At 36.9% G+C, this 555-nt stretch carries 1 protein-coding gene; it reads left to right on the forward strand.

All coding sequences use genetic code 11. The annotated features are described in order from the left end of the window. A partial coding sequence (locus FIM66_RS07985; RefSeq protein WP_140600367.1) for an outer membrane protein occupies nucleotides 1-536 on the forward strand: 536 nt, incomplete at its 5' end. Between the last annotated feature and the right edge of the window lie 19 nt (nucleotides 537-555).

Consider the following 555-nt stretch of genomic DNA (forward strand, 5'->3'; position numbering starts at 1 on the left):
TGAATGGCCTTGGGGTGCAAGTGGGTTATAAGCAATTTTTTGGAGAAAAGAAAAGATGGGGGTTAAGGTATTATGGTTTCTTTGATTACAACCACGCCTATATCAAATCCAATTTCTTCAACTCGGCTTCTGATGTATGGACTTATGGGGTGGGTAGTGATTTATTGTTTAATTTCATCAACGATAAAAACACCAATTTTTTAGGCAAGAATAACAAGATTTCAGTGGGGCTTTTTGGAGGTATTGCGCTAGCAGGGACTTCATGGCTTAATTCTCAATTCGTGAATTTAAAAACCATCAGCAATGTCTATAGCGCTAAAGTGAATACGGCTAATTTCCAATTTTTATTCAATTTAGGCTTGAGAACCAATCTCGCTAGACCTAAGAAAAAAGATAGCCATCATGCGGCTCAACATGGCATGGAATTGGGCGTGAAAATCCCTACCATTAACACGAATTACTATTCTTACTTGGGAACTAAATTGGAATACCGAAGACTCTATAGCGTGTATCTCAACTATGTGTTTGCTTATTAAAAACCCTCTTTTTAAAAAA

The organism is Helicobacter pylori (genome assembly GCF_006439795.1).
Classification (GTDB): domain Bacteria; phylum Campylobacterota; class Campylobacteria; order Campylobacterales; family Helicobacteraceae; genus Helicobacter; species Helicobacter pylori_CR.